The sequence below is a fragment of the Rhizobium sp. LjRoot258 genome (genome assembly GCF_964254185.1).
Classification (GTDB): Bacteria; Pseudomonadota; Alphaproteobacteria; order Rhizobiales; family Rhizobiaceae; genus Rhizobium.
In genome coordinates, this window is sequence record NZ_CAXUST020000001.1 from 1083011 (window position 1) to 1103487 (window position 20477).

Annotated in this window: 24 protein-coding genes; 8 read left to right on the top strand and 16 right to left on the bottom strand. The window is 59.7% G+C overall.

Annotated elements, in window-relative coordinates; genetic code table 11:
• Window positions 1-32 precede the first annotated feature (32 nt).
• Window positions 33-389 (bottom strand): lysozyme inhibitor LprI family protein, encoded by a 357-nt coding sequence (locus tag ACSQ9D_RS05380; protein ID WP_436281420.1) that lies wholly within the window; start codon window positions 387-389, stop codon window positions 33-35.
• Between the two features lie 349 nt (window positions 390-738).
• Here ACSQ9D_RS05380 and ACSQ9D_RS05385 point away from each other — a divergent pair, with 349 nt between their 5' ends.
• Both ACSQ9D_RS05385 and ACSQ9D_RS05390 read left to right on the top strand, forming a co-directional pair.
• Window positions 739-2142, top strand: coding sequence for a DegQ family serine endoprotease (locus ACSQ9D_RS05385; protein ID WP_436281421.1), 1404 nt, complete (start codon window positions 739-741; stop codon window positions 2140-2142).
• Window positions 2139-3455 (top strand): replication-associated recombination protein A, encoded by a 1317-nt coding sequence (locus ACSQ9D_RS05390; RefSeq protein WP_436281422.1) that lies wholly within the window; start codon window positions 2139-2141, stop codon window positions 3453-3455. The genes ACSQ9D_RS05385 and ACSQ9D_RS05390 overlap by 4 nt, the downstream gene beginning before the upstream one ends.
• Here the strand turns inward: ACSQ9D_RS05390 and ACSQ9D_RS05395 are convergent, their stop codons facing one another.
• The 3 genes from ACSQ9D_RS05395 to dapA all read right to left on the bottom strand — a co-directional run bounded on the left by ACSQ9D_RS05395 (window position 3456) and on the right by dapA (window position 5155).
• Window positions 3456-3758 carry a DUF1883 domain-containing protein gene (locus ACSQ9D_RS05395; RefSeq protein WP_436281423.1) on the bottom strand — a complete coding sequence of 101 codons (303 nt, stop codon included), beginning with the start codon at window positions 3756-3758 and terminating at the stop codon, window positions 3456-3458.
• Between the two features lie 106 nt (window positions 3759-3864).
• A complete protein-coding gene (locus tag ACSQ9D_RS05400; protein ID WP_436281424.1) occupies window positions 3865-4128 on the bottom strand; it encodes a hypothetical protein in 264 nt (87 codons plus the stop codon).
• Between the two features lie 115 nt (window positions 4129-4243).
• Window positions 4244-5155, bottom strand: a complete 912-nt coding sequence (gene dapA, locus ACSQ9D_RS05405; RefSeq protein ID WP_436281425.1) for a 4-hydroxy-tetrahydrodipicolinate synthase — start codon at window positions 5153-5155, stop codon at window positions 4244-4246.
• 441 nt (window positions 5156-5596) lie between these two features.
• Between dapA and ACSQ9D_RS05410 the strand changes: the two genes are divergently transcribed.
• Both ACSQ9D_RS05410 and ACSQ9D_RS05415 read left to right on the top strand, forming a co-directional pair.
• Window positions 5597-6487: an aminoglycoside phosphotransferase family protein gene (locus tag ACSQ9D_RS05410; RefSeq protein WP_436281426.1), complete on the top strand. Its 891-nt coding sequence runs from the start codon at window positions 5597-5599 to the stop codon at window positions 6485-6487.
• A 157-nt stretch (window positions 6488-6644) separates the two neighbouring features.
• Complete coding sequence (locus ACSQ9D_RS05415) at window positions 6645-7052, top strand: DoxX family protein (RefSeq protein ID WP_436281427.1); 408 nt, start codon at window positions 6645-6647, stop codon at window positions 7050-7052.
• A 15-nt stretch (window positions 7053-7067) separates the two neighbouring features.
• Here the strand turns inward: ACSQ9D_RS05415 and ACSQ9D_RS05420 are convergent, their stop codons facing one another.
• The 8 genes from ACSQ9D_RS05420 to ACSQ9D_RS05455 form a co-directional block, all read right to left on the bottom strand.
• Window positions 7068-7217, bottom strand: coding sequence for a hypothetical protein (locus ACSQ9D_RS05420; RefSeq protein ID WP_436281428.1), 150 nt, complete (start codon window positions 7215-7217; stop codon window positions 7068-7070).
• 82 nt (window positions 7218-7299) lie between these two features.
• Window positions 7300-8091, bottom strand: coding sequence for a sulfite exporter TauE/SafE family protein (locus ACSQ9D_RS05425; protein ID WP_436281429.1), 792 nt, complete (start codon window positions 8089-8091; stop codon window positions 7300-7302).
• A gap of 15 nt (window positions 8092-8106) precedes the next feature.
• Window positions 8107-9039, bottom strand: a complete 933-nt coding sequence (gene argC, locus ACSQ9D_RS05430) for an N-acetyl-gamma-glutamyl-phosphate reductase (protein WP_436281430.1) — start codon at window positions 9037-9039, stop codon at window positions 8107-8109.
• A gap of 63 nt (window positions 9040-9102) precedes the next feature.
• Window positions 9103-10062, bottom strand: a complete 960-nt coding sequence (gene speB / locus ACSQ9D_RS05435; protein ID WP_436281431.1) for an agmatinase — start codon at window positions 10060-10062, stop codon at window positions 9103-9105.
• A gap of 92 nt (window positions 10063-10154) precedes the next feature.
• On the bottom strand, window positions 10155-10457 hold the full coding sequence (locus tag ACSQ9D_RS05440) for a putative quinol monooxygenase (RefSeq protein WP_037117408.1): 303 nt from the start codon (window positions 10455-10457) through the stop codon (window positions 10155-10157).
• A gap of 127 nt (window positions 10458-10584) precedes the next feature.
• Window positions 10585-11052, bottom strand: a complete 468-nt coding sequence (rpsI, locus tag ACSQ9D_RS05445; protein ID WP_037117410.1) for a 30S ribosomal protein S9 — start codon at window positions 11050-11052, stop codon at window positions 10585-10587.
• Window positions 11053-11054: 2 nt separating this feature from the next.
• A complete protein-coding gene (gene rplM, locus ACSQ9D_RS05450; RefSeq protein ID WP_024314747.1) occupies window positions 11055-11519 on the bottom strand; it encodes a 50S ribosomal protein L13 in 465 nt (154 codons plus the stop codon).
• Between the two features lie 200 nt (window positions 11520-11719).
• Window positions 11720-12175, bottom strand: a complete 456-nt coding sequence (locus ACSQ9D_RS05455) for a PaaI family thioesterase (protein ID WP_436281432.1) — start codon at window positions 12173-12175, stop codon at window positions 11720-11722.
• 73 nt (window positions 12176-12248) lie between these two features.
• Here ACSQ9D_RS05455 and ACSQ9D_RS05460 point away from each other — a divergent pair, with 73 nt between their 5' ends.
• Window positions 12249-13082: an enoyl-CoA hydratase gene (locus ACSQ9D_RS05460; protein WP_436281433.1), complete on the top strand. Its 834-nt coding sequence runs from the start codon at window positions 12249-12251 to the stop codon at window positions 13080-13082.
• Here the strand turns inward: ACSQ9D_RS05460 and ACSQ9D_RS05465 are convergent, their stop codons facing one another.
• Together ACSQ9D_RS05465 and ACSQ9D_RS05470 are read right to left on the bottom strand one after the other, a co-directional pair.
• Complete coding sequence (locus ACSQ9D_RS05465) at window positions 13083-13919, bottom strand: EamA family transporter (protein ID WP_436281434.1); 837 nt, start codon at window positions 13917-13919, stop codon at window positions 13083-13085.
• Window positions 13920-14331: 412 nt separating this feature from the next.
• A complete protein-coding gene (locus ACSQ9D_RS05470; RefSeq protein WP_436281435.1) occupies window positions 14332-14661 on the bottom strand; it encodes a hypothetical protein in 330 nt (109 codons plus the stop codon).
• A gap of 103 nt (window positions 14662-14764) precedes the next feature.
• Between ACSQ9D_RS05470 and ACSQ9D_RS05475 the strand changes: the two genes are divergently transcribed.
• The 3 genes from ACSQ9D_RS05475 to ACSQ9D_RS05485 all read left to right on the top strand — a co-directional run bounded on the left by ACSQ9D_RS05475 (window position 14765) and on the right by ACSQ9D_RS05485 (window position 16938).
• On the top strand, window positions 14765-15193 hold the full coding sequence (locus ACSQ9D_RS05475) for a CoA-binding protein (protein ID WP_436281436.1): 429 nt from the start codon (window positions 14765-14767) through the stop codon (window positions 15191-15193).
• Window positions 15194-15303: 110 nt separating this feature from the next.
• Window positions 15304-16587: an O-acetylhomoserine aminocarboxypropyltransferase gene (locus tag ACSQ9D_RS05480; RefSeq protein ID WP_436281437.1), complete on the top strand. Its 1284-nt coding sequence runs from the start codon at window positions 15304-15306 to the stop codon at window positions 16585-16587.
• Between the two features lie 6 nt (window positions 16588-16593).
• Window positions 16594-16938 carry a cupin domain-containing protein gene (locus ACSQ9D_RS05485; RefSeq protein ID WP_436281438.1) on the top strand — a complete coding sequence of 115 codons (345 nt, stop codon included), beginning with the start codon at window positions 16594-16596 and terminating at the stop codon, window positions 16936-16938.
• 92 nt (window positions 16939-17030) lie between these two features.
• Here ACSQ9D_RS05485 and ACSQ9D_RS05490 read toward each other — a convergent pair whose 3' ends face one another.
• Together ACSQ9D_RS05490 and ACSQ9D_RS05495 are read right to left on the bottom strand one after the other, a co-directional pair.
• On the bottom strand, window positions 17031-18395 hold the full coding sequence (locus tag ACSQ9D_RS05490; RefSeq protein WP_436281439.1) for a sigma-54-dependent transcriptional regulator: 1365 nt from the start codon (window positions 18393-18395) through the stop codon (window positions 17031-17033).
• Window positions 18392-20254, bottom strand: coding sequence for a sensor histidine kinase (locus tag ACSQ9D_RS05495; protein ID WP_436281440.1), 1863 nt, complete (start codon window positions 20252-20254; stop codon window positions 18392-18394). Before ACSQ9D_RS05495 ends, ACSQ9D_RS05490 begins: the two co-directional genes overlap by 4 nt.
• Window positions 20255-20477: the final 223 nt, after the last annotated feature.

Genomic DNA, 20477 nt, shown 5'->3' on the forward strand with positions numbered 1-20477 from the left:
CTGATCAAAGGCGTGTATTGATGGACCGGCCGCTAAAGCGGCCGGTTTATTTTTTTATAGGTCTCGTCCAGCTGCTTCAGGCGTTCGTCGTAGGCGGCCTTGATGCAAGCCGCATCGGAAGCGCATTCCTGGCGTTTCTTCAGCCAGGCCGTTTGCCCGTCCTGCAACGTGCCGCGCGAACCCATCGCCATCAGCCCGGAAAGCAGATCGAAGGTCGTCACCATCTTCACATCGGCGTCGTTCAGCGCGCGGTTCTCGCAAATTAACTTTTCGTCCGGCTTCAACTCCTTGGCCTCGCAGTCGAAGCTCGCGGCATAGGAAAGGCTGGCAAGGGCCGTGCAAAGGATGAATATCGCGAAAGGGAGAAGGGTGCTGTGGAGACGTCTCATGCATGAGTTCCTGTTCAATTGGCCGTGGAGCTGCCCATGGGTAGATGATGCACGCCGTGGCTTCGGCAAGAACAGTGTCGGGTTTGCAGGATGATTTGACGGGAGACGTTCTCTATCGCCATCTGAGAAGGGCTCGTCGCTGCCATCCGTAGAGTCAAGATGTCTCTCACGGGTGACTTTGACTTCCTTTGTCCTTAGATATCAGTTGCATGGAGCTCCTTCCTGAATCGATTTGCGAGGCGTGTTCAGCAGTTCGTGAGCTGCTTTATTCTTCCATGCTTCCGCCCTCTTTCCTTTCTAGCGTCCGGCGCTACAACGTCTTCACAAGAGAATTTCAGAAGGACTCCCCATGCAATACCTGTTGAAGCGCGCAGCCCTGCCTTTTGTGGCTTTGGTGCTCGCGCTACCGGTTTCCGCCAACGCTCAGACGGCCAAGACTGTCCCGCAGAACCAGATGGAGATGCAGCTTTCCTTCGCGCCGCTGGTCAAACAGACGTCCGGAGCCGTCGTGAACGTCTATGCGGAAAAGACGGTACGCAGACAGTCTCCCTTTGCCGGCGATCCCTTCTTCGAGGAGTTCTTCGGTCAGCAGATGCCGAACCGCAGCGAGAAGCAGTCGTCGCTGGGATCGGGCGTCATCGTTGAAGCAAACGGAACGATCGTCACGAACAACCACGTCGTGGAAGGCGCCGATGATATCAAGGTTGCGCTCTCCGACGGGCGGGAATTTCCGTGCAAGGTCGTCTTGAGGGATGACCGCGTCGATCTCGCTGTCCTCAAGGTCGATACGAAGGAAAGCTTCCCGACGCTGCCGCTCGGCAATTCCGATGCCGTCGAAGTCGGCGATCTCGTCCTGGCGATCGGTAATCCATTCGGTGTCGGCCAGACGGTCACGAGTGGCATCGTTTCGGCGCTGGCACGCAACCAGGTCGTCAAGAACGAGTTCGGTTTCTTCATCCAGACGGACGCGTCGATCAACCCCGGCAATTCCGGCGGCGCGCTGATGAACATGAAGGGCGAGTTGATCGGCATCAACACCGCGATCTTTTCGCGCGGCGGCGGCTCAAACGGCATCGGCTTTGCGATCCCCGCCAATCTGGTCAAGGTGTTCCTCGCCTCGGCCGATGCTGGCGTAAAATCCTTCGAGCGCCCTTATGTCGGCGCGACGTTCGATGCGGTGACATCGGAGGTTGCCGAGGCGCTCGGCCTCAACAAGGCTCGCGGTGCCCTCGTGGTCAAGGTGAGTGACGGCAGCCCGGCTGCGAAGGCCGGATTGCGGGCAGGTGAAATCGTGACTGCCGTCGATGGCATCGCGGTCGAGCATCCGGATGCGCTTCTCTATCGCCTGACAACGGCAGGGCTTGGCAAATCGGTGCAGTTGACCGTGGTTGAGAACGGCCGCGAGCAGCAGATCGCGCTGGCACTCGCCAGAGCGCCCGAGACGGCTCCACGCGATCTGCGCACGATCGGCGGGCGCACGCCCTTTACAGGCGCCGTGGTCGAAAACCTGTCGCCTCGCGTCGCCGACGAGCTTCGTATGCCCTCCGAATCCACCGGCGTCGTTGTTTCCGAAGTGAAGGAGGATTCCCTTGCCGCTCGCCTCGGCTTTGAGCCGAAGGACATCATCATTTCGATCAACGGCACGGAAGTGAAGACCACAAAGGAACTGGCCGGGATCGCCGACGAGGATCCCAGCTTCTGGCGCGTCGAGATCGAGCGCGACGGCCAACGCATCAGTCAGTTTTTCCGATGAGCGACGATCTTTTTGCACCGCATATTCCCGAAGAGGTCGCTAATCGGCGGCCTCTTGCCGATCGCTTGCGGCCACGCACGCTTTCGGAGGTGACCGGCCAGGAGCATCTGACCGGTGAAGATGGTGTGTTGCGGCGCATGATCGAGAGCGGTTCACTCGGCTCGATGATTTTCTGGGGGCCGCCTGGAACCGGCAAGACGACCGTCGCCAGATTGCTGTCGGGCGAGGCAGGTCTCGCATTCGAGCAGATCTCTGCGATTTTTTCAGGAGTGGCAGACCTGAAGAAGGTGTTCGAAGCAGCGCGCCTGCGCCGGATGGACGGCCGACAGACGCTGCTCTTCGTCGACGAGATTCATCGTTTCAACAGGGCGCAGCAGGACAGTTTCCTTCCTGTCATGGAGGACGGCACGGTCATCCTTGTCGGCGCCACCACCGAGAATCCGTCTTTCGAACTCAACGCGGCCTTGTTGTCGCGCGCGCGCGTATTGACGTTCAAGTCGCACGACGATGATAGCCTTGAGGAATTGCTGAAGCGTGCCGAGGCCGCGGAGGGCAAGGCATTGCCGCTGGCGGACGACGCGCGCGCAAGTCTGTTGCGGATGGCAGATGGAGACGGTCGCGCCGTGCTGACCCTCGCGGAGGAGGTTTGGCGTGCTGCTCGGGAGGGAGAAACCTTCGACACGGAGGGCCTGACCCGGATCGTGCAGCGTCGCGCCCCGGTCTATGACAAGGCGCAGGATGGGCACTACAATCTCATCTCTGCACTGCATAAATCCGTGCGCGGCTCCGACCCCGATGCGGCGCTTTACTATCTCGCTCGAATGTTCGACGCCGGCGAAGATCCGCTTTACCTCGGCCGGCGGCTCGTTCGCATGGCCGTCGAAGACATCGGCTTGGCCGACCCGCAGGCGCTGGTGATCTGCAACGCCGCGAAAGATGCCTATGACTACCTCGGTTCGCCGGAGGGCGAACTGGCGTTGGCGCAGGCTTGCGTCTATCTGGCGACTGCGCCGAAATCGAACGCCGTCTATACAGCCTTCAAGGCCGCGACGATGGCTGCCAAGCAGAATGGCTCCCTGCTGCCGCCGAAGCACATCCTGAATGCACCGACAAAGCTGATGAAGGGGGAGGGCTACGGTGAGGGCTATCGCTACGACCACGACGAGCCGGACGCCTTTTCCGGCCAGGACTATTTTCCGGAGAAAATGGGCCGGCAGACATTCTACGATCCGCCGGAGCGCGGCTTTGAGCGGGATATCCGCAAGCGGCTTGAATGGTGGGCGAAGCTCAGGAAGGAACGCAGTCAGCGCTGATCAGGAGGCACGCGCCTGCCCCGCGGGCGCGACAAGTTTGACGGCGGATTCCGCAAGCCCATGATGGCCTTCCATGTCGACGACCAGATGCCAATGTCCGCTGTCGGGAATGGACAGACGGATGGGAGACTTGCGGGCGACGCCGCCGACATATTTGAAGTCGAGAACTTCGGTAAAGCGCTGATAGTTTGGTGCCGTCATCAGGCGAACATTCGCGACCGCGTTCAACGTCACCTCGATGATCGTCCCGGCACGCTGTTCCTTCAGATCGTAGTGGGTAAAACGGAAGTTCGGTTTCGGCATCGTTCTGTGGCGTGGCTCTTCTCTGCCAACACCATAGCCCATTCCAGTTAAGGAAGCGTTCGCCATTTGCGGCGGGCCGAGCGACCTGCCGCCACGAATATCAAAATTAGTGGATGTCGTTGTCGCCGCGGTCGAGCGCGCTGAACTGCAGGACAACCTCCTCGGCTGCGCGGCAAATCTGCTCGGGATGATGATCGCACTCGTCGGCTGCAAAATGGCGCGCGGCCTGCTCGCTGATGAATACGCCTCCCACGAGCCCCTTCCGGTCTTGCACCACCCAACGGCCGTTTCGATCCTTGCCGATGATAAAGCGCGCTGAGTTCTGGCGTTGGAGGGGGTCGATTGCCGAAGCAGATTGAAGAGAGGGCATCGATTTTCCTTTCGAATTGTCTTCTGCGTTGGGAACGGGCAGTTGCCACGTTCATGAAGTTAGTGGCACCGACCTGCACTTTCCATTGGTTTTATCTCGCAAAAATGTAAAAATATCATATAGATATAGCGTTTTTTTGAATCTCAGAGAGGCACGCCAGCGCTTGCGATACCGACTGTTTCCGATCGTCATCAAGAGCCAGAAGAGGCAGACGGACCTCCGGATCGATCTGCTGCAAAGTCTGCAACGCGTGCTTAATCGCCGCGGGGTCGACCTCAGCACCCAACGCGGCCGTCAGCGGGGCCAGCCTGTCCTCGAGGAGGCGCGCAGCCGAGAGGTTGCCGTCGCGCGCCGCCTGCTGCAGCGATGCATACAAACGCGGGCATACGTTCGCACCAGCCGAGATGATGCCGCGGCCACCGGTGCTCAGAAACGAGAGTGCCGTTGCGTCCCGATCGGAAAGCCGCAGGAAGCGCTGGCATAAGTGCGAAGGCATGGCCCGTGCAGCGGTGCTGCCGTCGGCAACGAGCATGCCGACGATTGACGGGATATCGGCGAGGGCCGTGAGTGTCGGCAGCGTCATGTCGATTGCCGTGCGCAGAGGGTTATTTTCAACGATCAGGGGAAGGTGCGTCGCGGCTGCAAGCTGAGCGAAGTGACCGGCAATCCCCTTTTGGCTGGGTTTCGAATAGTAGGGCAGCGTCACAAGGGCTGCGCTCGCTCCCAACTCTTCGGCATCGCGCGTCAAGGCGATCGCGCTTGCCGTCGCATTCGTGCCGGTTGCGGCAATCACGGGGACACGACCGCCGGCAACGCGAACACAAGTAAGGATAACTGCAGCGCGCTCGCTCCTGGTGAGTGTCGGTCCCTCACCAGTCAGCGTGCAGACGGCAAGGCCGTCAACACCGCCACGGATCTGCCGCTCAGCCAGTTGCTCCAGTTTGGAAAGATCGAGTGCTCCGTCGCGAAACGGTGTTATGAGCGCAGTCGTCGTGGCGCCGAGGCGCAATGCTCTGTCTGCTGGCATCCCTGTCGCTCAAACTCCACCGAGAATGACGTAGAGTTCGACCGCGGCAAGCACGATGCCGAACAGGATGAGCGCCTGGGCCGTACGTCGTTCGCGCATCTGCCTTTTCGGTGCCGGGCGGCGCGGGCGGGGGAGAGGAGCGTTGGACAGCATGAAGTCTCGCATGGCTTTCAACCTTCGCATTTCATGGGAAGGCTAACGCCTTTCACGGTAGGAATTCCATTCGTGGGCAAGTGCGCAGATATAGAAATCGCATAAAGGAGTGGACCCGCCGAAGGCATTCACTCCGGAAAAATTTCTGAAATTGCAGATGGTTATCGGAAAATCCCGAATCATCTTCTCAGGAACCTCATTCAACGTCCAAGGACCCAGAACCCAGGGTTGATCTCGTCGCCGAAACGCGAACAATATATCCCCTTATCCGGGAGGAATGTCAGGACAATGGATGGCCCAGTTATCGATACCGCGCTCGTGCGTCGGCTGATTGCCACGCAATTTCCCGAGTGGTCGGCTCTGCCGATCAGACCCGTTGAGTTCGGCGGATGGGACAATAGGACGTTTCACCTCGGTGCCGGGATGACGGTTAGGCTTCCCAGCGCAGCTCACTATGCTGATCAGGTCGCCAAGGAGCAGCAATGGCTGCCGATCCTTGCGCAGCAGCTGCCATTGCCCATACCCGTACCGCTGGCGATGGGAAGGCCGGACGAAAGCTATCCCTGGCCGTGGTCCATCTACGAGTGGCGTGACGGTGAGACGGCGGTGGCGGAGCGCATCGACGATCTCTGCGCGTTCGCCACTACGCTGGCTGGCTTCCTCGATGCGTTGCAGGCAGCAGACGCCACGGGAGGACCTCCGCCTGGCTCGCACAATTTCTTTCGCGGCGGTTCACTGAAAGTCTACGACGCGCAAACGCGCGAGGCGCTTGTGCGGCTGGATGGCCGGATCGACACGCAACTGGCCACGCAGGTCTGGGACGCAGCTCTTTCGACTTCGTGGCAAAGTGTACCCGTCTGGTTCCACGGTGACATCGCCTACGGCAATCTTCTGGTCAGAAACGGTCGGCTTGATGCCGTCATCGATTTCGGGACGTCGGGCGTTGGCGACCCTGCCTGTGATCTCGCAATCACCTGGCACCTTTTCGAGGGGGAAAGCCGCGAGGTCTTTCGCAAGGCGCGCCCGCTGGATGCGGGAACGTGGGCGCGAGGCCGCGGATGGACGCTGTGGAAGGCCTTGATCGTTGCCGACGGCACGGCCAGCGCAAATCCCGTAGACGTCAAGAGGTCCTGGCAGGTCATAGACGGCGTGCTGGCCGATCATTTGGCTTGGGCGTGAGACCCTCGCGATCGCGCAGTGGAATATAATGGCGGCTGCATGTCGGGAGGGAGGATTCAGCTGCGTCCTTTGGGGGAAGGCTTCGCAATCGCAGGTGCGGGGAAGCTGGAAGTCTGGACAATGACGCTGAACGGCTTCGGGCCGAGGGAGAGATGAGATGAGTAAGACGATTGCAATTCTGCTGGCGCGACTGATCTTTGGCGCCGTTTTCGCGATGGCCATGAGCTTCAAGTTCATGGATATTCAGTCCACCGCAATCTATATCGCCGCGGCAGGCTTTCCATTCCCGCTCTTCCTCGCCTGGATAGCGGCATTCTTCGAACTTGCCCTGACGCTGGCATTCCTCACGGGAGCCTTCTTTTCAGAAGCCTCGTTCCTGGCCGGCATCTACGTGGTCTTCCTGGCCTTTGCTTTCCATGGCCCCAGCCACTGGAGCGGCAATCAGGCGGAGTTCGGCTTCTTCGTCGATCACTTCACCTTCCTCGCCGGCCTGCTTTTCGCCGCCGTGCACGGTCCGGGAAATGCGCTGGTCGTGAAGGCGCGCTCGCCATTGATGGCGCGATAGCGACGGACGGTCACCTTATTCGGAGGCCGGAGGCGTCGCCAATTCATCGAGCAGGCATTCGAACGCCGTCGGCTTCAGCGTGGCGGGCGGATCGTAGGGATCGGAGAATGCGTAGATGAGGAAGAGTATGATGCCGGTGAAGGCGCGCTCCCCCCAAAAGGTCACACATGACTTTCAGGCGGCTGGCAAAAATTGATCAACGACGGTTGCTCAGCGCTTCATTCAGCAGTTTGACGAAGCAATATCCTCAGCGGAGGATCCCGTCGAGCGCCGGCATTCCCATGATGGCGGAGGCTGCGATGAGCAGATAGCAGATCGTTCGGAACGTGCTCTCCTTAGCAAGCCCGAATAACTTCGAGCCGACATAAAGGCCGATGGCGTAACTCGGCAGGATCACGATCGTCAGAGCGAGGACGGCTTGAACGAAGAGCCCACCGAAATAGTAGCTGACAACGCTGAAGCAGGTCGAGATCGCGAAATAGAGAATGACGTTTGCTCGCACTCGGGCAAAATTGGTCTTGCCACCGAGCCAATAGGCAACGACGGGCGGTCCACCAAGCTGGGCAGCGCCGCTGAAAAGGCCGGCAACGAGACCTGTCATGGTGGTAAGCGATGTTCGTGGTTCGCCATAATACCGCCACCCGGAAACAAGCAATGCAAGCAGGCAAATGGCAATCGCCGTGATCGCCCAGCGCAACGTCAGCGGATCCACCAGCGCCAAGGCTGCTGTACCGGCGGGTACCCCAAGTACGGCGCCCGCAGCCATCGTGAAGACATCGCGGCGGTTGGCGTTGCGCCAGGCCGGCGGAATCATGCCGAGCGTCGCAAGACCATCGATGACAAGCAGGACGGGCGAAATCAGCTTTGGACCGATGATTGCGCCGCCAAGCGGAATGAAGATCAGCGCAGCTCCAAATCCGGAGAAGCCGCGTGCCAGTCCCGCAATGAAGGCTATCGCGACGAGTGCCGGAATGCCGTGATCCGGCAAGGCGGCGACAAACCACGCGCTCGTGCTCGCCAGCAGCGTATCAAGCGGCATCGATCGGTTCCGGGACTACGAGGCGAGCATCAGGTCCATGTTCTGGACAGCGGCCCCCGAGGCACCCTTGCCAAGGTTGTCGAGCAGCGCAACGAGATTGATCTGCGACGCGCCTGGCGTGCCAAGCACGAAGAGCTTCATCGTGTCCTTGCCAGCAAGCTCGACAGCATCGATGCGCGGGAGTTTGCGGCTTTCTTCCAGCGGCACAACCGTCACGATGTCCTGACCCGCGTAGTGGGCCACAAGTGCAGCATGGATGCTTTCAAGCGTCGTGCCTTCCGCCAGATGGTCGAGATGCAGCGGCACCTGAACGATCATGCCCTGCGGGAACTTGCCGACTGACGGGGAGAAGATCGGCGCGCGATCCAGCAGGCCGTGGATCTTCATCTCGGGGACGTGCTTGTGCGTCAGCGTCAGGCCGTAGAGGAAGTGCGGAGCGGCGATCGCATCGTCGCGGTTCTGGTCTTCGATCTGCGCAATCATCTGCTTGCCGCCGCCGGTATAGCCGGAGACAGCATTGACCGTGACCGGATAGCCATCGGGAAGGATGCCGGCAGTGCGCAGCGGCCGAAGAAGGCCGATCGCACCGGTCGGGTAGCAGCCCGGATTTGCGACGAAGCGCGCCGACTTGATCTTGTCTGCCTGTTCCTTGTGCATTTCCGCAAAGCCGTAGGCCCAGGAGGGATTGACACGGAACGCCGTGGAGGTGTCGATCACCCGCACGTTGTTGTTGCCCGAGACCATCTGCACCGCTTCCTTCGAAGCGTCGTCGGGCAGGCAGAGGATCGCGATATCGGCGCCGCTCAGCATATCCTCGCGCATCGCGGCGTTGCGACGCTCAGCTTCCGGGATGGACAAAAGCTCGACATCCCGACGGCCGGCCATGCGCGTACGGATCTGCAAGCCCGTCGTGCCGTGTTCGCCATCGATGAAGATCTTCGGTGCCATTGTCTTGCTCACACTTTCAATAGGTTAGAAAGAAGTCCAGAATCATTTTGTAAGAAGGATGAGTCAGCCGTGTGACGCGCTCGCGCGGCGCTCGGCATGGAGGCCCAGCATATACATTGCGACCGTCGCCCCCGCAATGGCGGTGATGTCAGCATGGTCGTAAGGCGGCGAGACCTCGACGACGTCGGCGCCCCTGATATCCAGCTGATGCAGGCGCTGCAGCACGGAGAGGATCTTGGCGCTCGAGGGACCGCCTGATACAGGCGTACCGGTGCCGGGCGCATAGGCGGGGTCGAGGCAATCGATATCGAAGGTCAAATAGGCTGGGGCGCCACGCGTATGTGAGATGATCATCGAGGCGATGTCGCCGGCGCTCATCTCTTCAAGTTGATGACCATAGAGAATATGAATGCCGAAATCCTCGGGCGCATGGGTGCGGATGCCGATCTGGATAGAGCGATCCGGATCGATGATGCCGTCGCGCGCGGCCCTTGCCACGAATGAGCCGTGGTCGATCCGCCTGTTGTCGTCTAACCAGGTGTCCTGATGTGCATCGAACTGGACGAGTGCCAGCGGCCCGTGTTTGGCGGCATGAGCCTTGAGGATGGGCCAGGTAACGAAGTGGTCGCCGCCAAGGGTCACCATGAAGGCGCCACTGTCGACAATGGTCTTGGACTGCCTTTCTATTGCTTCCGGCGTCTCGTGGTGATTGCCGTAGTCGAGCAGGCAGTCGCCGTAGTCGATGACGGCCATCTCGGCAAAGAGATCGCGATTGAAAGGATACTGCGGGTCGTTGTCGAAGATCGCCGACGCACGCCGTATCGCCTGCGGCCCGAATCGCGTCCCCGGCCGATTGGAGGTCGCGGCATCGAAGGGAATACCCCAGACCACGGCGTCCACGCCTGCCAGGTCCTTGGTGAAACGGCGGCGCATGAACGACAACGCGCCGGCAAAGGTCGGGTCGCTGGCTGCCGAGGTCAGGTTCGTTGCCGTAAAAGCATGATCGATCGACTTGTTGGCCAAGAGATACTCCTCGAGGGTGTTTTGTCCGCTATGCCTACCAGAAACGAACCTCAAACCGAATGGGCAAAGCCGGTCGCTCGGCCAAGCCTGGTTTAGCCCGGCAACTTGTCCGCCAGCACTTCGGGAGTCCTAAGCTGCGGAGCCTCGGCAAGCAGCTCCTCTGCTCGGGCCATCAGCGCCGCGGCGACCTTGCCATTCAAATGCGCCTGCCGGCCCGCCTCGTCATCGAAGGCATCAAAGATGGCGAATGTGCTCTGGTCATAGCGAACGGCAAACCATGTCACCGTGCCCGGTTCCTGCGCGACAAGAGCCTGGGCGCTTTTCAAGAACGTGGCCACTTCTTCTTCCTTGCCGGACCTTGCTTTCAGTTCGACATAGATTGCTTGCTTGGTCATTCCTGCCTCCCTTGGTCTGCGCGTGGAATGCAGTAGAACTGGCAAGGGAACGAGCCGCTTCAAGCGCCTGCCAAAAGAAAAGGCCGGGAAAGAGCCCGGCCTTCGCAATTCCGTATTCCAGTAGCGATTAACGCTTCGAGAACTGGAACGAACGGCGGGCCTTGGCCTTGCCGTACTTCTTACGTTCAACAACGCGGCTGTCGCGGGTCAGGAAGCCGCCCTTCTTCAGGACCGAGCGCAGGCCCGGCTCGAAGTAGGTGAGAGCCTTGGAAAGACCGTGACGAACGGCACCGGCCTGGCCAGAAAGACCGCCGCCTGCAACCGTTGCAATGATGTCGAACTGGCCGTCACGGGCAGCCGCGACGATCGGCTGACGCAGAATCATCTGCAGAACCGGGCGCGCGAAGTATTCCGCGAATTCCTTGCCGTTGACGATGATCTTGCCGGAACCCGGCTTGAGCCAAACGCGGGCGACGGCGTTCTTGCGCTTGCCGGTCGCGTAGGAACGGCCAAGCGAGTCGACCTTACGGACGTGAACCGGAGCAGCAGCTGCTTCGGACGTGCCGAGATCCTTCAGGGAGGAGAGGTCAGCCATTCTTAGGCGCTCCTTACATTCTTTTTGTTCAGCTTGGCCACGTCGAGAGCGACTGGCTGCTGGGCTTCGTGAGGATGGTTGGAACCGGCGTAAACGCGGAGGTTCTTCATCTGGCGACGGCCGAGCGGGCCGCGCGGAACCATGCGCTCAACAGCCTTCTCGAGAACGCGCTCCGGGAAGCGGCCTTCGATGATCTGGCGAGCGGTACGCTCCTTGATGCCGCCGGCAAAACCGGTGTGCCAGTAGTAAACCTTGTCGGAGTACTTCTTGCCGGTGAAAACGACCTTGTCGGCATTGATGACGATAACGTTGTCGCCGTCGTCAACGTGAGGCGTGAAGGTAGCCTTGTGCTTGCCACGCAGACGCATAGCGATAACAGAAGCGAGACGACCAACGACAAGCCCTTCGGCGTCGATGATGACCCACTTCTTCTCCACCTCTGCAGGCTTCTGGGAGAAGGTTGCCATAGTTGTTACTCTCTTTTGGATCCCTCGGCCCGAAGGCGAGAGGGCGTTTCTTGTTGCTTGGTTTGGATGTCCGAAGACACACCAAAAAGAAAGCAGCCGGGAAAGGCTGCATTTCTGGCGGTGTGTATAGAGGCAAAGCGGACTGCGGTCAATATTGTCAGGTTTGTGTTCCGTAAAAATTCACAAGGAAAATCAATGCGTTAAATGTGTGGTATTGAGTTACCGCATGTTTCTCGTGGCGGAATGGAGTAAGTCGCGGTCGCGTGGGCGATCAACTCATCCGCATTTTCCTGGAAAATCGAGGCGTCGATGACGGCGAGGCGCTTGCCAAGTTTGAGAATCCGGCAGGTGCAGGTCGTCGGGCTCAGCTTTGGTGGTCGCAGGAAATTGATGCTGAGATTGGTGGTAACCGCCAGCGCGACCGGCCCGATATGCGCCAGCACTGCCGCATAGGCCGTCACGTCCGCCAAGGTGAAGAGGGCCGGCCCGGACACGGTGCCGCCGGGTCGCAAATGCCTCTCGCTCGGGTCGAGCCGCATCGAGACGCTGCCGGACCCGATCTCGGTAATCGTGAACACGCGCCCATCCGTGTGGATCTGCGGAAAGTCCGTATCTAAAAAACGGTGAAGCTCGTCGATCGTCATGATCGGCCGCATGACTTTGCCTCGAAATTGCTTGTCGCCTGTGGCAGAACAATTAGCACGAAAAAGCAATGCAGGGAGTTAGACCATGGCCGAAGTCGTATCCTTTCGAAAGGACCAGAGCAAAGCCGGCGATGGCGCGCTCGTCATTCCGCAGTTGAGCGACGGCGTGCTGCGGCTGACGCTCAGCAATCCGCCCGCAAATGCACTCTCGATCGCCGTCATGGAGACCCTGATCGGTGAACTCCAGAGTGTCGCAGAAGACGCTGCAGTTCGCGTGGTCATCATCGCGTCGACGGGCAATGTCTTTTCCGCTGGTCACGACCTCAAGGAGTTGACCGCGCATCGCGCCGATGAGGATGGCGGCGAGGCATTCTTCGAAGAAACCTTCGCATTGGCAGCTGATCTCATGCTGGAGATCACGCGCCTGTCGAAGCCTGTCATTGCGGAGATCGACGGCCTTGCAACCGCCGCCGGCTGCCAGTTGGTCGCTTCCTGCGACCTCGCGATCTGCACCGATACGGCGACCTTCTGCACGCCGGGCGTCAATATCGGCCTGTTCTGCTCGACGCCGATGGTGGCGGTCTCGCGGGCAGCGCATCGCAAGCAGGCGATGGAAATGCTGCTTACCGGCGAGACGATCGACGCCTCTACCGCCAAGGATTTCGGCCTCGTGAACCGCATCGTGCCGAAGCAGTATCTGACGCAGGTCGTCGCCAAATATGCGGAAGTCATTGCAAGCAAATCGCCGCTGACGCTGAAGATCGGCAAGGAGGCATTCTATCGCCAGCTCGAAATGCCGATCGAAGACGCTTACGGCTACGCCGCGCAAGTCATGGTCGACAATATGTTAACGGCCGATGCCGAAGAGGGGATCGGAGCCTTCCTTTCCAAGCGCATGCCGCAGTGGACCGGCGAATAGTTAGCCGAGTTTCAGGATCAGCCCACCGAGCGCGATGATTGCGCCGGCGAGATAGCGCCAGGGACTCGCCCTTTCCTTCAGCACGATGACCGAAATCAGCAGGGCGAAGAGGATCGACGTCTCGCGCAGCGCCGCAACCGTTGCGACGGGCGCTTTGGTCATTGCCCAAAGCGCGAGGCCGTAGGACGCAATCGATCCGCCGCCGCCGATCAGGCCACGCCCCCAGTTGTAGCGGACGTGCACGGCGACTGCGACGGCGCCCCGCTTGGAAATCGCCCAGGCGAAGAGCAGCACGGGCGGCAATAGCGACATCCACAGGGTATACGACACCGCATTGCCGGAGACGCGGGCGCCGATGCCGTCCACATAGGTGTAGGTCGCAATGACACACGCATTGGCGAGCGCTAGCCTGATCGCGTGCCCGCTGCCTTTTCGCGCCTCGAAAGCCAGCGTCAGGATACCAGCGCAGATCGTCATCGTGCCGATGAGAGCGCCCGTCGACAGTTTCTCATCCAGAACGAAGCCGCTGGTGGCTACAATCAGGAGCGGCGCGCACCCGCGCATCAGCGGATAGACGAGGCCGATATCGCCTGCACGATAGGCGCCGGCAACAAGCTGGAAATACACAAATTGCAGCACGGCCGAAGCGCCGATGAAGGGCCACGCCTCCGAGTTCGGCAGTGGCAGGAACATCAGGAAGGGAAGGGCGCAAACGGCGCCGCCCGCCGATATCAGGCTGGCATCCAGCGACTTGTCCGTGCCCGCCTTGATCATGGCGTTCCATGTCGCGTGCAGCAGAGCACCAAACAGAACGAGCAAAATGACGTGGAGCGGCAAAAAAGACCACCAGATGGTGTGAAAACAGCAATTGAGAAATGCTTGTTACGCCGCTGTCGGTAAAAAGCAATCCCGTTTGATGAAGCGAGGGAGCGCGCTTCTGTTCTCTTGTGTGTTAGGCAACCGGAAGCTGCCGTTTCCTAGCCCGACAAAAAGAGGAACGTACACCACAAGTGTTTATTTGGCGCTCGCTTATTCAACTATGAGGCGTTGCTAACATACGCAAGAACATATGTGAACATATACAGGATATACATAGAACCATGACGTCGGATACGGGCGTGTCGCTTCGAATTTTACAGGAGTGTGACAAACCCATCACGAAATCCTTCGATCATCCCGATCTTCGTGGAGCGCGCACTTGTGTCAGCAAGGTTCGCACATCACGATTTAGTTTAGCAGGAGCCGACTTTTACAGCGAGTAATAGGGGATGATAAACATCCCGTCGAGGTTGTCGATATTCTGGCAATTCAGGACACGGCACCTCGGATTGTCCTTTGTCGGTATGGTCGTCCATTCGGCGTATTTGTTGGCGTCGCAATAATTGCTGTTACGAATGTAGCGGTCGAACAGTGTCATGCCGGGCACCCGCTTCGACGGATACTGCAAAATCACAGCGCCCTCATTGTGGATCGCTGCGCGCGCTGCCTGGCAGCTCATCGTGAGGGAATTGTATCGCGAAATGGCAAGCGCCGGGGAGGCGACTATGACAAAGGCGACCACGACAACCAATTTTCTCATAAGAACATCCTCCGTCGGCGTCCTAAATTCCTATATACGCGCAAACGACCTGCTGGTTTCAACGAAGCGCGAAACAAACGCGATTGTCTTGGAGGCGAAGCCCTTGAATCACTATCGATATGAGGATGACTACATCCTCGATATTTTGCGTTCCGTGAAGACGATTGCCCTGACCGGCGCTTCGCCGAATCCCGCTCGCCCGAGCAATGGCGTGATGGGCTATCTGCTGTCACGGGGATACAACGTCATCCCTGTGAATCCTGGCCAGGCAGGCAAGCAGATCCAGAGCCAAACGGTCTACGCCCGGCTCGCCGATGTGCCTGGACCCGTAGACATGGTCGAGGTCTTCCGGGCTTCGGAATATCTATCCGGAGTTGTCGATGAGGCATTGGCGATGAACCCGCGACCGAAGGTGATATGGGCGCAGCTTGGCGTGCGTGATGATGCGGCAGCCGCAAGAGCAGAGGCGGCCGGCATCAAGGTGGTCATGGATCGCTGCCCGGCCATCGAGTATCCACGCCTGATCGGCTAAAGGGTTGGATTTTTCAAATAACGTGCCTGGGTTGAAAAGGAACGCGATTAACTTTTCGCGATCGTCGGCTATGCTCGCCGCCATTCGATCAAGCTGAATGGGAGGGCTTCATGGCCAATAGCGGTCCGGGTTTCAATACGTTGGCAATCCATGCGGGGGCGCAGCCGGACCCCGCGACCGGCGCACGCGCGACGCCGATCTACCAGACGACGGCTTACGTCTTCAACGATTCGGATCATGCGGCCGCCCTTTTCGGTCTGCAGCAATTCGGCAACATCTACACCCGTATCATGAACCCGACCCAGGCCGTGCTCGAAGAGCGCGTCGCGGCACTCGAAGGTGGCACTGCGGCGCTCGCCGTTGCGTCCGGCCACGCTGCGCAGGTGATCGTCTTCCACACGATCATGCGCCCCGGCGAGAACTTCGTGGCCGCGAAGCGGCTCTATGGCGGTTCGATCAACCAGTTCGGCCATGCCTTCGATAATTTTGGCTGGGAGGTTCGCTGGGGCGATTCCGCAGAGCCGGCAAGCTTCGAAAGCCAGATCGATGACAAGACGCGTGCGATCTTCATCGAAAGCCTCGCCAATCCGGGCGGCACCTTCGTCGACATCGCAGCGATCGCCGCGGTGGCGCACAGGCATGGCCTGCCGCTGATCGTCGACAACACCATGGCCAGTCCCTATCTTATTCGGCCGATCGAACACGGTGCCGATATCGTCGTGCATTCGCTGACGAAATTCCTCGGCGGCCATGGCAATTCCATGGGCGGCATCATCGTCGATGGCGGGACCTTCGATTGGTCGAAGTCCGGCAACTACCCGATGCTCTCCGCCCCGCGACCGGAATATAACGGCGTGGTCTTGCACTCGACCTTCGGCAATTTCGCATTCGCCATCGCCTGCCGCGTGCTCGGTTTACGCGATCTCGGTCCGGCCATCTCGCCCTTCAATGCGTTCCTGATCCTGACGGGCATCGAGACGTTGCCGCTGCGCATGCAGCGCCACAGCGACAACGCGATCGCTGTCGCAAGGTGGTTGAAGGCACACAGCAAGATCGCCTGGGTGAATTATTCCGGCCTTGATGACGATCCCAACCATGCGCTGCAGCAGCGCTACTCGCCGAAGGGCGCCGGCTCCGTCTTCACCTTCGGCGTCAAGGGCGGCTACGAGGCCGGTAAGACGCTGGTCGAAGGATTGGAGCTGTTCTCGCATCTCGCCAACATCGGCGATACCCGCTCGCTCGTGATCCATCCGGCGTCGACCACGCACCGCCAATTGACGGACGAGCAAAGGATCGCCGCCGGTGCTGGACCCGATGTCGTTCGCCTTTCGGTCGGCATCGAGGACGTGAAGGATATCATCGCCGACCTCGAGCAATCCCTCGCGAAGATATGAAACGATATGGCAAATTACCTGACCTTTGACACCAATGGCGTCGAACCGGAGTTCGGCGCCCCGGATGCCGACCGTGTGCTGGCAGGCGAACCGCGGTTCAAGACCTGGAATCTGGAGGAGGCCGATGGCGGCCTCTACTCAGGCATATGGGAAGCATCCCCCGGCAAGTGGCGCATCGTTTATGACGAGTGGGAGTATTTCAGCGTGCTATCGGGATACTCCATCGTGACAGAGGATGGTGGCAATGCCGTGCATCTTCGAGCGGGCGATCGCATGATCCTCAAGCCAGGCTTCAAGGGAACCTGGGAAGTTATTGAAACGACTCGCAAGGACTACGTCATCCGGCTCTGATTTGAGCGCAGCAACAGGCTGAAGCAAGGTGCCCAAGGACGGTCCGTCGACGCGTTTCCGTCTTGTCCTTTCCAAAAGGCTGGAAAGACAACCTAGCTCCTGTCGGAAGACGACGCGAAATCGCTGCGGACGATGCCGTGGCGCTGGAGCTTGTCGTAGAACGTCTTTCTCGGAATGCCAAGGTCCGCAATCGTGCGACGCACGTCGCCGTCGTTGGCGTTCAGCGCTTCGCGAATGATGTGAGCTTCATAGCGTTCGAGCCTGTCAGGCAGTGACAGGGCTTCATCCGCCTCCGGTACTGCTGCCGGAATACGGTCGGAGACGTGCCCGACACCCAGCACAAACCGCTCGGCAAAATGTGACAGTTCACGCACGTTGCCCGGCCAGTCATGTTCCCGCAGGTGACGGTGGATCGATGAGGGGATCATGGGCACGTCCCGCTTGAAGCGGCTCGCGGCGCGCTCGGCGAAGTAGCCGAAAAGAAGTGGAATGTCGTCGCGGCGCTCCTTGAGCGGCGGAATGGAGATCGTCACGACGTTAAGGCGGTAATAAAGATCCTCGCGAAAGTCGCCGCGTTGGCGGGGATCGCCGAGATCGATCTTGGACGCTGCGACAACGCGCAGATCCACGGGTCTGACCTCGTTGGTGCCAAGCGGCGTAACCTCGCGCATTTCGAGCACGCGCAGCATCTGCACCTGCGTTGCCGGCGGCATGCTCTCGATCTCGTCGAGAAACAGCGTTCCGCCGCTCGCATGTTCAATACGGCCGATGCGTTTCTTCTGCGCGCCGGTAAAAGCGCCCGGCTCATGTCCGAACAGCTCGCTTTCAACCACACTTTCCGGCAGCGCGCCGCAGTTGAGCGCAACGAAATTGCCGGATGCGCGCCGGCTCCAGCGGTGGAGCAGGCTTGCCACCACCTCCTTGCCACTGCCGGTTTCTCCCATCAGGAGAACGTCGACATCGGTATCGGCAATCTGCCGCAAGGTGTGGCGCAGCCGCTCCATCGCCGGTGTCTGGCCGATCAGCGGCAGGTCGTCGCGCGCCTGTTCGGTCGCTTTCCGCAAAGATCTGTTCTCCATCACCAGACGGCGCTTTTCAGCAGCGCGCCGAACGCTTTGGATAAGCCGGTCTGTCGCGAAGGGTTTCGTGATGAAGTCGTAGACGCCATCTTGCATGGCTTTCACCGCCATCGGAATGTCGCCGTGGCCGGTGACCAGGATGACCGGCAGGTCCTCGTCGTGCTGTCGCACGCGGTTGAAGAGTTGCAAGCCATCGACTTGTGGCATCCGGATATCGGAAACGAGAACGCCTGCGAAATCCGGGTTCAATGCCGCCAGCGCTTCGCCAGCGTCGGAAAAGGCGGAAACGGAAAAGCCGGCGAGTTCAAGCGTCTGCTTGGTTGCCCGCAACAGGTCCCTGTCGTCATCGACGAGGAAGATCGGCGTTACATCGGTCATTCCGTGGCCTTCCGCAAATGCACCGTGAAGCAGGTCCCGTTTTCATCGCTCGTCACGTCGATGCGGCCGCCGTAGTCGGCAACGATGTCTTTGGAAATGACGAGGCCGAGACCCAGGCCTCGTTCCTTGGATGTGTTGAATGGGGTGAAAAGCAACTTCAGGATGGCAGACGAAATGCCCGGGCCGTTGTCGGCAACATCAATTGCAACCTCGTCATCCGTCTCGGTCACAGAGACGTCGACCTTCGCGTCGGTGCGCCCATCAAGGGCTTCCAAGGCGTTCTGGAAGAGGTTGATCAGAATCTGCTCAAGCCGGATCCGGTTGCCGAGCACGCACAACCCTGCGGGCGGCGGCCGAATATCGAGCGCTTCCAGCTGGCCGGCAAATCGGCTTTTCAGCAGGACGACAGCCCCATCGATGACGCTACGCAATTCCACGGGCTCAGGCGCCACTCGGCCTTTGCGCGCGAATGCCTTCAATTCTTCGGTAATCGCGCCGATCCTTTCGGTGAGGCCGGCGATCGCCTCGAGGTTTTCGTCGACCGGATTGGTTTGCTTGCGCTCCAGAAAGACGCGGGCATTGTCTGCGTAGGCACGTATCGTCGCGACCGGCTGATTGATCTCATGCGCAACGCCTGCGGCCACTTGGCCAAGGATTGCGAGCCGGTTTGCCTGCACTAGCTCCTGCTGGACGATCTGCAGCCTTGCTTCCGTTTCCCGATGGTCGGAGATCTCGGCTTGCAGACTGTCGCGTGCCCGGCTGAGATCGTCTGTTCGCTCAACCACCCGCCGCTCCAGTTCCTCGCGCATGGCCTGTTCTGCCGCGATCTTCGTCGCAGCCGCCTGGCGTCTCCACAGAATTAGCGCTGCGATGGCGAGAAAGGGCAGAAGGACGGCCAGCGACAGCAGCCGAATTTCACGAACCGAGGCCGCGACCGGCGCGTCGGTGGGCACAAGGTATTCGAGATGCCATGGGGTGGTGGGGACTGGTGTCGCGAGGCGCAGATACTGTCCCTCGCCACCACCGGGAAGAACGGCGAAAACAAGCGATGCCTCGGCGTCGATGGGCTGTGGGCGCATGATCGGCAATGTCGCCAGCGGCGCATCGCCGAACTGCAGGCTGTCGCGTAGGGCAGCAAGGTCGGCCTCCGGCGCGGGCCTGTTCATCATAAAGCGCCAGGAGGGAATGCTGGTGATCAGAACGACGCCGCGATCATCCGTGACATAAACCGGGCGATGCGTGTCGCGCCAGTCACTCTCAAGCCGGTCGAACTCAAGCTTCACGACGACCACACCAAGCGGCGCAGCAGCACTGCCCACACGTCGGGAAATGTAGAGGCCCGGGCGCTTGCTGACACTGCCCAGGGCAAAATGCTCGGCGGTTCCTTCTTCCATCGCCTTTCGGAAGTAGTCGCGGAAGGCGTAGTCGTTGCCGACGAAACTGATCGGTTCGCGCCAATTGCTCGAGGATACGGCAATGCCATTGGGGCCGATAACGTAGAGCACAGCGGCCTGTGTTCCCGTGACGAGGCGCTCAAGCTTTCGGTTCAATATGTCGATCGCATCGTTGCCTTTGGAGGAGAGGCCATCGAGAACCTGTTGGTCTTCCGCAAGAAGCAGCGGTAGCGCGCGAGGTCTCTCCAGGACTGCGTTGAGGAGTGCGACCTTGAGGTTGGCGTCGGTTCGGCTTTGGCCCTCAATCGCGTCAATGGCGGAGCGCCGCCCATAAACATCAGCACCAAACAGAGCGGCAAGGATGAGCGCGGCTGAAACGGAGGCAAATAGAATCCACATCCGCCGCGCCCGACGGCGGACACGGTCGAAAGAGCCCAAGCCTGACATCGATGACGACTGAAGCATCACGCAATGTGTGCGTAATTTCGCACTCAGGTCAAATAAATTTGTGCGAAAATACGCGCACGTCTTCGATCCGATGAACTGTATCCGAGAAAAAAATATTATAAATCAATAATGTAAGGCTGGTCTCTATGAGTTGGCACGCATGTTGCAAAACCTCCGCAAACAGCCGCGTGGGCTGTTGACTTGGTAACGCAATCGCCCCGGGAGGCCACGTTGGTTTTGG

Bases quoted from the DNA above. Each gene is read 5' to 3' on its own strand.
- ACSQ9D_RS05470 (WP_436281435.1), bottom strand. From the start codon at position 14,661: ATGAGAAAATTGGTTGTCGTGGTCGCCTTTGTCATAGTCGCCTCCCCG.
- dapA (WP_436281425.1), bottom strand. From the start codon at position 5,155: ATGCCAGCAGACAGAGCATTGCGCCTCGGCGCCACGACGACTGCGCTC.
- ACSQ9D_RS05390 (WP_436281422.1), top strand. From the start codon at position 2,139: ATGAGCGACGATCTTTTTGCACCGCATATTCCCGAAGAGGTCGCTAAT.
- ACSQ9D_RS05415 (WP_436281427.1), top strand. From the start codon at position 6,645: ATGAGTAAGACGATTGCAATTCTGCTGGCGCGACTGATCTTTGGCGCC.
- ACSQ9D_RS05380 (WP_436281420.1), bottom strand. From the start codon at position 389: ATGAGACGTCTCCACAGCACCCTTCTCCCTTTCGCGATATTCATCCTT.
- ACSQ9D_RS05495 (WP_436281440.1), bottom strand. From the start codon at position 20,254: ATGCTTCAGTCGTCATCGATGTCAGGCTTGGGCTCTTTCGACCGTGTC.
- rpsI (WP_037117410.1), bottom strand. From the start codon at position 11,052: ATGGCTGACCTCTCCTCCCTGAAGGATCTCGGCACGTCCGAAGCAGCT.
- ACSQ9D_RS05490 (WP_436281439.1), bottom strand. From the start codon at position 18,395: ATGACCGATGTAACGCCGATCTTCCTCGTCGATGACGACAGGGACCTG.
- ACSQ9D_RS05460 (WP_436281433.1), top strand. From the start codon at position 12,249: ATGGCCGAAGTCGTATCCTTTCGAAAGGACCAGAGCAAAGCCGGCGAT.
- ACSQ9D_RS05455 (WP_436281432.1), bottom strand. From the start codon at position 12,175: ATGCGGCCGATCATGACGATCGACGAGCTTCACCGTTTTTTAGATACG.
- argC (WP_436281430.1), bottom strand. From the start codon at position 9,039: ATGGCACCGAAGATCTTCATCGATGGCGAACACGGCACGACGGGCTTG.
- ACSQ9D_RS05410 (WP_436281426.1), top strand. From the start codon at position 5,597: ATGGATGGCCCAGTTATCGATACCGCGCTCGTGCGTCGGCTGATTGCC.
- ACSQ9D_RS05395 (WP_436281423.1), bottom strand. From the start codon at position 3,758: ATGCCGAAACCGAACTTCCGTTTTACCCACTACGATCTGAAGGAACAG.
- ACSQ9D_RS05385 (WP_436281421.1), top strand. From the start codon at position 739: ATGCAATACCTGTTGAAGCGCGCAGCCCTGCCTTTTGTGGCTTTGGTG.
- ACSQ9D_RS05400 (WP_436281424.1), bottom strand. From the start codon at position 4,128: ATGCCCTCTCTTCAATCTGCTTCGGCAATCGACCCCCTCCAACGCCAG.
- ACSQ9D_RS05485 (WP_436281438.1), top strand. From the start codon at position 16,594: ATGGCAAATTACCTGACCTTTGACACCAATGGCGTCGAACCGGAGTTC.
- ACSQ9D_RS05480 (WP_436281437.1), top strand. From the start codon at position 15,304: ATGGCCAATAGCGGTCCGGGTTTCAATACGTTGGCAATCCATGCGGGG.
- rplM (WP_024314747.1), bottom strand. From the start codon at position 11,519: ATGGCAACCTTCTCCCAGAAGCCTGCAGAGGTGGAGAAGAAGTGGGTC.
- ACSQ9D_RS05440 (WP_037117408.1), bottom strand. From the start codon at position 10,457: ATGACCAAGCAAGCAATCTATGTCGAACTGAAAGCAAGGTCCGGCAAG.
- ACSQ9D_RS05425 (WP_436281429.1), bottom strand. From the start codon at position 8,091: ATGCCGCTTGATACGCTGCTGGCGAGCACGAGCGCGTGGTTTGTCGCC.